This window comes from candidate division KSB1 bacterium, from assembly GCA_034506335.1.
Classification (GTDB): domain Bacteria; phylum Zhuqueibacterota; class Zhuqueibacteria; order JANLFK01; family Oleimicrobiaceae; genus Oleimicrobium.
This window is the reverse complement of the sequence record JAPDPR010000080.1, coordinates 1-9,900: the sequence shown is the minus strand read 5'-3', so window position 1 is coordinate 9,900 and position 9,900 is coordinate 1. Positions and strand designations below refer to the sequence as shown.

Below are 9,900 nucleotides of genomic sequence, written 5' to 3'. Positions count from 1 at the left end.
GGCCAATTATGGGCGCAGTGAATACCTTCTCCTTTACTTTCGGCTTTTGAACAAGGATCGGGACGAATCAGAACGCCAGAGGAGACCTGTGAAAGGTAAACAAAGACACTACGAGTTTCACGTTATTTCCAACACCCATTGGGATCGGGAATGGCGCTACCCAGCGCAGGAGACAAGATTACACCTGGTTGAGCTCATGGATTGGTTGCTGGAGATGTTTGCGCGCTACCCGGAGTACAAGCACTACCACTTGGACGCGCAGACGATCGCGTTGGAGGACTATCTGGAGGTACGCCCGGAGAAACGCGAGGAGCTGAAAAAGTACATCAGCGAAGGGCGCCTGCTGGTGGGGCCGTGGTACACCTTGCCCGAGATGAACACCGTCAGTGGCGAAGCCATCGTGCGCAACTTGATGCGGGGCCACAAGATTGCCAGCCAGTTCGGCGCGGTGATGAAGGTGGGCTACACGCCGACTTCCTACGGACAGCTGTCGCAGATTGCTCAAATCTATGCCGGCTTTGGCATCGATGGCATTATGTTCTATCGCGGCATTGTCAAGGATGAGTGCGACACCGAGTACATCTTGGAGGCTCCCGACGGGACGCAGATTCTGGGCCTTCGCCTCAGCGCACTCTTCAGCAGGGCTGCCTTCTGGATTCACCTGCTGCGCCCCACCATGTACGAGAACGCTTTCCACGATGGCCACTATCGTTGGTCGCTGGGGCAGATGCCTTTCCGGAGGTGCGACACCGCGGCGGGGGACCAGGACTATTGGCTGCTCAAGCCCTCCTCCCTCCAGTTCTTCAACACCGCGTTGTTGGATGAGGGAATGAAAAACATCCGGGACGACGTGGCGGCCGATGCCACTACTCCCTACTTGGTGGTTCTGGATGGCATGGATAGCGTCTTCCCGCACCCCAATACCATCAAGGTAATCGATTACTGCAACGCCAAAGGCACGGGCGACGTGTACATCCACAGCTCATTCCCTGCAGTCCTGGAAAAGATCAAGGGCGCAGTAGATCGCTCCAAGCTGACCGTTCTGAAGGGCGAGCGGCGCCATCCCAGCAAAGACAACTGGTTCAACCGGTTGCTCAAGGACAACATCTCGACGCGGCTGTACCAGAAGCAGATCAATGCGCGGATGCAGACCCTGCTGGAAAAGTGGGCTGAGCCGTGGTCGGTGTTCGCCATGACGCTGGGAGAAGAATACCCAGCGGCGTTGCTGGAACTGGCCTGGAAGAATCTGTTGACCAATCACCCCCATGACAGCATCACCGGCGTGAGCGTGGATCAGGTGCATCGGGATATGCTTTACCGCTGGGACCAGGTATCCCAGATCGGTGAGGCACTGACCAACCGCGCCTGCGCTACGGTGGCCCGGCGCCTCCACCTCCCGCAGGCCACGCCCGAGCACACCGCGGTAGTGGTGTGTAACCCGCTGCAGTTTCCCCGCACTGAGATTGTCGAAGTCGAGGTTGACTTCCCCGATGAGCCGAAGCACAAGTCCATGGAGGTGGTGGACGCAGAGACCGGTCAGGCGGTGCACTTTCAGCTTTGTGAGCGCAAGGAGTGGGGGGCGCTGGTCATGAACCCTTACGACATTCCCTCGCCGTTTTCCACCCGACGCTTCCGCTTTCTCCTCCAGGCTCAGGATGTGCCAGGGTGCGGTTATCGCACGTTTCTGATCAAGAGCAAAGATGGCGAGCTTGTTAACTACGGCTCCATGGTGGTTGCCAACGACACCATGGAAAACGAGTACTTGCGCGTGCAGATCCATCCGAACGGCACATTTGACCTGACACACAAGCCTAGCGGCAGGATTTTCCGCAATTGCCACTTCTTCGAGGACCAGGCGGAGGCAGGCGACCCCTGGACGCACATCTCGCCCTTGGAGGATACAAGAGTGAGCTCGCTGGGGTGCGCTGCTCACGTGGCGCTGGTCGAAGATGGAGAGTTGCAGACGTCGATGCAAGTCGACATCACGATGCAGGTCCCAAAAGGCCTTGCTCCCGGAAAGCAGGCGCGCAGCAAGGAACTGGTGGCCCTGCCAATCTCATCGCGCATTACTTTGCGTAAAGGTTCGCCGCGGCTTGACATCGTGACTACCTTTGACAATCAGGCCATGGACCATCGGCTGCGGGTCTGTTTTCCCAGCGGGATCGTCGCGCAGAGCGTGGAGGTGGAAACCGCCTTTGATGTGGTGACCAGGAGCATCGAGCTGCCCGACACGCGCGACTGGGTGGAACCAGTGACGGGCACTCAGCCACACCTGTCTTTTGTGGACATCTCCGACGGGAAGGTGGGACTAGCACTCATCAGTCATGGGCTGGTGGAGTACGAGGTGCAGAACAACGAGTGGCGCACCATGCTTCTCACGTTGGTCAAAGGGGTCCGCTACCCCAAAGTGGGCCTCCCACCTGAGCGGGTGGAGAGACTGGACCAGGTGGGCTCGCAATGCCTTGGGCGACACACCTGTGCCTACGCGCTCTACCCCCATTTGGGAAACTGGGAGAGCGGCGAGGTCTTTGAGCACACGTACCGTCACTTTGCGCCGGTAAAGGCCTTTCAGTGCGGGATCACCGATGGTGAGCTGCCGCCGCGCATGAGCTTTCTGCAGCTGGAGCCGCATACCCTCATCCTCAGCGCGGTGAAGAAGTGCGAACACAGAGATTCGGTGATCGTGCGCTTCTTCAATCCAACCGAGGAAGAGCAATCGGCGCGCCTTCGCTTGTGGCGTCCCGTGAAAAAGGCGCACCTGACGAACCTCAACGAGGAGCGTCTCAGGCCGCTGAAGGTCACTGATGCCGGAGAGCTCCATTTGGATGTGCCGCACAAGAAGATCGTCACTGTGGAATTGGAGCTTTGAGGTCGCTGCCTGCTCAGCCATGCAGAGGTCATTCACACAAACCAGCCCCGGGTCTGGTCCGCCCAGTGTCGCACAGGCAACTGACCACGGTCTTCTCTTTGTCGACAATGAAGTGCGGATGATCGGCCAGGACTGTGCCTATTCTATCCCTTTGCCGGCGGGGAAAGGGCTATGGCTCTTCGGAGACACGTTCCTCGGCTTCATTGATCCGTACGGTCGTCGCATTGTGGAGTCGATGCCCTGCAACACGGCACTCATTAGCGAACCAGGGCTGGCCAAGTACCACTACTTGACCGGGGAGAACGGCATGCCGCGTCAAGTGATCCCGTCCTTGCCGGAGGAGGCCCCGGACCGTTACCGCATCTGGCCACTGCATGGGTTCTACGTCGACAGGCGGGTGTACGTCTACTATGTGCGCGTGGTGCTGCTGCCCGACAAATGCTGGCCGTACAAGTTCAATGTGGACGGCACGGGGTTGGCCGTGGCCGACTATCCCGGTCTCTCTTTTCGCAGGCTTGCGTGGCGGGGGTCGACCATCTGGTGGGGGGCAGATGAACCCTGCTACGGCGCCGCGGTGCTTTTCCTGCCGGAGGAACAGATGGTCTACGTGTACGGCACTTCCCTCCAGCGGGGGAGCCACTCTTGCTCGCTGGCGCGCGTCCCCCTAACGAGGATCGAGGACCCGGAGGGATACGAGTATCTTGAGGGCATTGGAAAGTGGAACCCCGACCGGAATCGGGCCATCCCCATCATGGACGGAATGCCCACTGAGATGAGCGTGTCTTACAATGGGTACGTGGGTGCCTTCTTAGCGGTCCATTCATGGGAGACAACCGGCGCATTAGTGGCGCGCACCGCTCCGCACCCATGGGGGCCATGGAGCCGGCCGCAGGTTTTGTGGAACGCGCGTATCCCATTGCGCAACCCGCTCGTTTACAATGGCCCGCTGGTCTATGCGGGCAAGGAGCACCCAGAGATGGCGCGCAATGGTGGAAAGACTATCTTCGCCACATTTGTGGAGTTCGAGGAGTATTTCCCAAGGCTCGTTGAGGTAACATTCGCCTGATCATGGCGCGCATCGTCAAATATGTCGCTCTGTTGATCCTGGTTCTTGGGGTTGTCTACCTTTTCAGGCCCGATGAGCCGAGCCGGGTGACCTCCACCGGGCGCGTGCGGGTGGAGTTCTGGATTGCGACCGGCGCGCATGAGGAATTCCCCATTTCGGTCAGGTTGTTCAACGAGAGCCAGGACAGCATTGAGGTGGTGCCGGTGGCTATTCCGTGGAAGGAGAACGAAAAGAAGATCCTGACCGCCATCTTGAGCGGGAATCCGCCCGACGTCATTTCCCAGTTCAGTCCTATAGGGCGCTGGGCAGCGCGCCGAGCCCTGATGCCGCTCAACGATTTTGTTGTGCGGGACAGCTTTGATACCACAGTGTTTTATCCTCCCTTGTGGGCGGAGATGCGCTGGGAGGGGAAGGTGTTCGGCGTCCCATCGGCGGGGAGCTGCTACGGGCTATTTTACAACCGCCGACTGTTCCGAGAGGCGGGCTTAGACCCAGATCGCCCGCCCCACACTTGGGATGAGCTCAAGCGCTATGCCGAGCGTCTGACAATTCGCGACGAGCGTGGGCGGATCGTGCAGGCGGGGTTCATCCCCAACTACAGCGCCTTGGCGGCGGCCGTGGTGATGGCCTTCCAAAAAGGGGCCACCTTCCGCAGCGCAGACCTGTGCACTGTGCGCTTGGACGAGGCACCGGTGGTGGAAGCACTCCATTGGACGGTGGAATACTACGACCACTATGGACTAGGCGACCTGACCGCCTTGCAACTGAGCTGCGGCATCAACGAGCAGCACGGCTTCAACTCCGAGCGGGTCGCCATGATGATTCTGGATAACTCGCACGTCAACCAAATCAAGCGCTTCGCGCCCCATCTGGATTACGGGGTGGGCCTGATCCCTTGCGACCCAGGTGATAGTCCGGCGACCCAGGTGGGCAGCTTTTGGCTGGCAATACCCCGCGGGGCAAAGTCTGCCGCTGCGGCGTGGGAATTTCTCAAATTTGCCTCCCGCGTAGAGACCCAATTGGCCAGTTTTCTCGCAGAAAAGGAGCCGCTTCTCCCCTCCAACCGGTTCGTCGCTCGGGAAAAGATTTTTCAACAGCGCATGCCACAGATGGCGGTTTTTGATAGCCTCATGTACCAAGGCTTTAGCAGCTCGCTCTTACCTCTGGTGCACGACGTCTTCTGGCGCGAGTACTTCCTGGCCATGGAGCTGGCGCTCAACCACCGGTTGTCGCCAGAGGAAGCTCTGCGCCAGGCGAACCAACGCGTGCAGAAACAGCTCGACGAGGCGGCCGAATACGACAGGTATGTGCGCAAAAAGATGCCATGGGCGAACCATGTCCAGCACTGAAAGAAATCGCACGAGCTTGGTGACGCGCCTGCGACACAGCCAATCTGCCTTGGCGTACCTCTTTATCAGCCCCTGGGTGATCGGCTTCCTGGTGTTCGGGTTGTACCCCTTTGCCGCCTCAGTCTACTACAGCCTGTGTCAGTACGATGTGCTTCGCGTCCCCAAATTCATTGGCCTGCGTAACTATCGGGACCTTCTTTTCCATGACCCGTACTTTTGGAAGGCCATTTACAATACCCTGTTCTATACGGTTCTGCGCGTGCCCCTCAACATCGCTGGTTCGCTCCTGCTGGCCGTGTTGGTGAACCAGTCGGTGCGCGGCATTAGGTTCTTTCGCACCGCCTACTTCTTGCCCTCGGTAGTCTCGGGGGTGGCGATTTCCGCCATTTGGATGTGGATATTCAACCCGCAGTACGGCATTCTCAACGCGTTGCTGGAGATGGTGGGCATCCAAGGTCCATCCTGGTTGGGCAGCACCACATGGGCAAAGCCTGCCCTCGTGCTCATGAGTCTGTGGTCCATCGGCGGGGGAAGAATGCTGGTGTTCCTGGCCGCTCTGCAGGGAATTCCCGCACAGCTTTATGAGTCGGTGGCCATCGATGGCGGGGGCAAGTGGCGGCAGTTCACCCATGTGACTCTGCCGCTCATTTCGCCTGTACTCTTTCTCTGGCTGATCATCGAGATCATGTTTTCCTTCCAGATTTTCACCGAGGCGTACGTGATGACGCAAGGTGGGCCGCTCAACTCCACGCTTTTCTACAATCTCTATCTCTACATCAAAGCGTTCGACGATTTTCAAATGGGCTATGCGTCCGCCCTGGCATGGCTGCTCCTGCTGATGACGTTGGCGATCACGATCGTGCAGTTCCGGCTGAGCAGGAGGTGGGTCTACTATGAAGCGTGACGCGCAAAGGTGGGTCCAATGAAGCCGGCCAAGCCTTGGAGAAAAGCGCTGGTCTACTTCTACCTGACGGTACTTGCGGCAGTCTTTCTCCTGCCCTTCTTCTGGATGCTTTCTACCTCTCTGAAGGGGAGCGAGCAGATTTTCACCTATCCACCGCGCTGGATTCCTCGACCCGTGCGCTGGCAAAACTATCGCGACGTCCTCACCACCATGCCGTTCGTCCGCTATCTTTTCAATACAACCTTCATCACGGTGATGAGCATTATCGGCGTGGTATTTTCCAGCTCTTTGGTTGCCTATGCCTTTGCGCGGTTGCGCTGGAAGGGGCGTGACTCGCTCTTTCTTTTCATCATCGGCACGATGATGCTGCCGGCCCAGGTAACGATGATTCCAGTCTTCGTTCTGTACAAACACATCGGCTGGCTGGACAGTTTCAAGCCGCTGGTGGTGCCGTTGTTCTTTGGTGGCGGAGCATTTAACATTTTCCTTATGAGGCAGTTCTTCTTGACCATCCCCCAAGAGCTGTCCGATGCCGCTCGCATAGACGGCTGTTCAGAGTTTCGCATCTACTGGAGTATCATCCTCCCCCTCTCCAAACCTGCGGTGGCCACCATCGCTATTCTCGTCTTCATGATGCAATGGAATGACTTTCTGGGGCCATTGATCTTCCTGTCGAGCAAGGGAAAAGGGACCTTGGCCTTGGGCTTGGCCATGCTTGTGGGCCAGCACACAACCGAATATGGTATGCTGATGGCCGCTTCGGTACTTCTGCTGATTCCCGTAGTGGTGATCTTTTTCCTGTTCCAGCGCTATTTCGTGCAGGGATTGATGATGACCGGTATCAAGGGATAGTTGGCAAGTAGAGGAGGAACGTGTGATGACCTCGCGCGAGAGGGTGCTGAAGACTCTACGCCACGAGGAACCCGATAAGGTGCCCATCGACTTTGGGGCGATGCGTTCTACAGGCATCATGGCGATTGCCTACAACCGGCTCAAAGCCTATCTGGGGTTGTCCGGCGGCTATACGAGGGTCTACGATGTGCCGCAGCAGCTGGCTGAGCCGGAGCCGGCTGTCCTGGAGCGCTTTCACGTGGATGTGGTGGACCTGGCCAACACGATGGGGCGCCACCCGGAGGACTGGCTGGACTGGCCCCTGCCTGACGGTAGTCCGGGGCAAGTGCACAGGAGCTCTTATCCGGTGCGGAGGAATGGCGAGTGGGTGCTGATGGACGGTGACAGGGTCGCCGCGCGCATGCCGCAAGGGGTGCTCTATTTCGAGTCGTGCAATCCGCCCTTGGCCAGTGCCTCCTCCAGCCGCGACATCAAGTCCTACGCGTGGCCCGTGCTCACCGACGAGATGCTGCGCGTGCTGGAGGAACAGGCAAGGTTCCTGTATGACGAGACCGACTATGCCATCATGGGCGGATTTGGCGGGAATATTCTGGAGTGGGGGCAGTCGTTGCGCGGGTGGGACACCTTTATGATGGACCTGGCGGGCAACCGAGCCTTTGCTGAGGACTTGATGGACACGATGGTGGAGGTGCACTTGAAGAACCTCCAGGCTTATCTGCAGGCCGTGGGCGACTACATCCAGCTCATTCAGATGGGCGATGACCTCGGTACGCAAAAGGGGCCGCAGCTTTCACCGGACATGTACCGGGAGCTCATCAAGCCCCGCCACAAGGCCGTCTACCAGTACGTCAAACAGCACTCAAAAGTGCATGTGTTTCTGCATAGTTGCGGGTCAATCTACGCTCTGATCCCGGACCTCATTGATGCGGGAGTAGAGGTGCTCAACCCGGTCCAGACCTCGGCTAAAGACATGGAGCCGGCACGGCTGAAAAAGGAGTTCGGCGACCGCCTCACCTTCTGGGGCGGAGGCGTAGATACCCAATCCCTATTGCCGGAAGGGAGCCCCGAGGAAATTGCCGCGCAGGTTGAGGAGCGGATGCGCATCTTCGCCCCAGGCGGCGGGTACGTTTTCACCCAGGTGCACAATATCCAGGCCAATGTGCCTCCAGAAAACGTTGTGGCCGCCTATGACGCGGCAATCCGCTGCCGAACTTATCCGATCCGACCAGCGGTTAACGGAGGACGTGCGTGAGCAGGGATTTCCAGGTGGCCGTCGACGTCTCGCCCATGCCCGAGCTGGAGCGCCTGTTTAGGATGGGCACTGAGGGCTGGCTGGGAGGGGACTGCGCCTTTAGCACCCCACTGGACGGCCAGCGCATTCTCTGGCTCTTTGGCGACTCATTTGTGAGTGATAACCCGCAGGCAGGCACGAGGAGGGGTGCACGGCTGGTGGCCAATTCCATAGCCGTGCAGCGTGAGGGGAACGTGCGTTTCTACTGGAAACAGGGGCAGGAAGGTCCAAACGCCTTTTTTGGCTCTGGTTCCCTCCCCGGGCGGTGTTGGCCTCTGAGTGCGGCCCGAGTTGGGGCAGAGCTCGCCGTGTTCGCGGTGCGCGTGGTCACGATTGACCCCAACCAGGTGACCGGTTTTCGCATCGTGGGACACGAGGTGCACTGGGTACGCAACCCCGACGACGATCCCCGGCGTTGGGAGATTGAGGTAAAGGTGCTGCCGTGGGCGGAAAAGACTGGCACATTCGGTTCCTGGCTCCTTGCCCAAGGGGAGCACTTGTACATCTACGGCTTCCGTCGTCGGTTCCGGACCTGGTTCAGAGAGGTGCACATGGTGGTGGCGCGGGCGCCGATGGAGGCCGTGGCCGACCCGAACAAATGGGAGTACCTGGATGGCGCACGAGGCACGTGGTCCAGGCGACCAGAGAAGCTACGGCCGGTGCTGAAGGACGGGGCGACCGAGTTCTCCGTGAGCTACCTGCCAGCTCTGGGCAAATTCATACTGGTCAGCGGCTCGTGGGGAAGGGGCTACCCGTTGCGACTTCGCGTTGCCGAAACCCCTTATGGGCCATTTTCGCCCGCCCAGACACTCTACCGCTGCCCTGAGGCGAGCAGGAACCGTCGTTACTTCTGCTACGCGGCAAAAGCACACCCCGAGCTCGCCACCGAGGGGTCTGAGCTCGTCGTCAGCTACGCAGTCAATTCCCGCAGATTCGACGACTGCTTTACCGACCAGGACATCTATTATCCCCGTTTTCTGCGGGTCAAAGTGGACTCGATTGGGAAAGGAGGACAATGAGGAAGGTCCGCATCGACAACGACATAAGCATGTACCCCATGCCTGTGGTCCTTGTGGGCGCGATGGTGGAGGGGCGTCCCAACTTCCTCACCGTCGCTTGGGTCAGTCGCGTCAACTATGACCCACCGATGGTCGCAATTGCGTTGGGCAGTGAACACTATACGAATCCGGGCATCGAAAAGAGCGGCGCATTCAGCGTAAATGTGCCCAGCGTGGAATTGGTGGAGAAGGTGGATTTCTGCGGTCTGGTATCGGGACGCAACTGTGACAAGAGTACTCTATTCGAGCTTTTCTACGGCGAGGAGACCGGCGCGCCGATGGTAGCAGCCTGCCCGCTGTCCATGGAGTGCAGGCTGGTGCGCAAGGTGGACCTTGGCGGAGACGTGCTGTATATAGGCCAGATCGTCGGCGCCTATGCGGACGCGAAGTGTCTTACGCGGGGGCGGCCTGACGTGCGCAAGATGCGTCCCTTCGCACTGACTATGCCGGACAACATCTACTGGAGCTTGGGAGATCCAGTGGCCGAAGCGTGGGAGGCCGGCAAGAAGCT

General features: G+C 58.9%; 8 protein-coding genes. All 8 read left to right on the top strand.

The features are described from left to right. Positions 1-88 precede the first annotated feature (88 nt). Positions 89-2,869, top strand: coding sequence for a glycosyl hydrolase-related protein (locus ONB25_14815; protein ID MDZ7394156.1), 2,781 nt, complete (start codon positions 89-91; stop codon positions 2,867-2,869). Between the two features lie 118 nt (positions 2,870-2,987). After that, entirely contained in the window at positions 2,988-3,935 is a 948-nt protein-coding gene (locus ONB25_14810; GenBank protein MDZ7394155.1) for a DUF4185 domain-containing protein, read from the top strand. A 2-nt stretch (positions 3,936-3,937) separates the two neighbouring features. Then, positions 3,938-5,284, top strand: a complete 1,347-nt coding sequence (locus ONB25_14805) for an ABC transporter substrate-binding protein (protein MDZ7394154.1) — start codon at positions 3,938-3,940, stop codon at positions 5,282-5,284. Continuing rightward, complete coding sequence (locus ONB25_14800) at positions 5,271-6,188, top strand: sugar ABC transporter permease (protein MDZ7394153.1); 918 nt, start codon at positions 5,271-5,273, stop codon at positions 6,186-6,188. The genes ONB25_14805 and ONB25_14800 overlap by 14 nt, the downstream gene beginning before the upstream one ends. Before the next feature lie 18 nt (positions 6,189-6,206). After that, on the top strand, positions 6,207-7,040 hold the full coding sequence (locus tag ONB25_14795; protein ID MDZ7394152.1) for a carbohydrate ABC transporter permease: 834 nt from the start codon (positions 6,207-6,209) through the stop codon (positions 7,038-7,040). A 25-nt stretch (positions 7,041-7,065) separates the two neighbouring features. Further along, a complete protein-coding gene (locus ONB25_14790) occupies positions 7,066-8,292 on the top strand; it encodes a methyltransferase (GenBank protein ID MDZ7394151.1) in 1,227 nt (408 codons plus the stop codon). Continuing rightward, positions 8,289-9,350: a DUF4185 domain-containing protein gene (locus tag ONB25_14785; protein MDZ7394150.1), complete on the top strand. Its 1,062-nt coding sequence runs from the start codon at positions 8,289-8,291 to the stop codon at positions 9,348-9,350. Before ONB25_14790 ends, ONB25_14785 begins: the two co-directional genes overlap by 4 nt. Further along, on the top strand, positions 9,347-9,900 hold a 554-nt coding region (locus tag ONB25_14780; GenBank protein ID MDZ7394149.1), incomplete at its 3' end, for a flavin reductase family protein. The genes ONB25_14785 and ONB25_14780, both read left to right, overlap by 4 nt.

What these genes read in the sequence shown, in the direction of transcription:
- ONB25_14810 (MDZ7394155.1), top strand. Translation starts at nt 2,988, where the DNA reads ATGATCGGCCAGGACTGTGCCTATTCTATCCCTTTGCCGGCGGGGAAA.
- ONB25_14805 (MDZ7394154.1), top strand. Translation starts at nt 3,938, where the DNA reads ATGGCGCGCATCGTCAAATATGTCGCTCTGTTGATCCTGGTTCTTGGG.
- ONB25_14800 (MDZ7394153.1), top strand. Translation starts at nt 5,271, where the DNA reads ATGTCCAGCACTGAAAGAAATCGCACGAGCTTGGTGACGCGCCTGCGA.
- ONB25_14795 (MDZ7394152.1), top strand. Translation starts at nt 6,207, where the DNA reads ATGAAGCCGGCCAAGCCTTGGAGAAAAGCGCTGGTCTACTTCTACCTG.
- ONB25_14790 (MDZ7394151.1), top strand. Translation starts at nt 7,066, where the DNA reads ATGACCTCGCGCGAGAGGGTGCTGAAGACTCTACGCCACGAGGAACCC.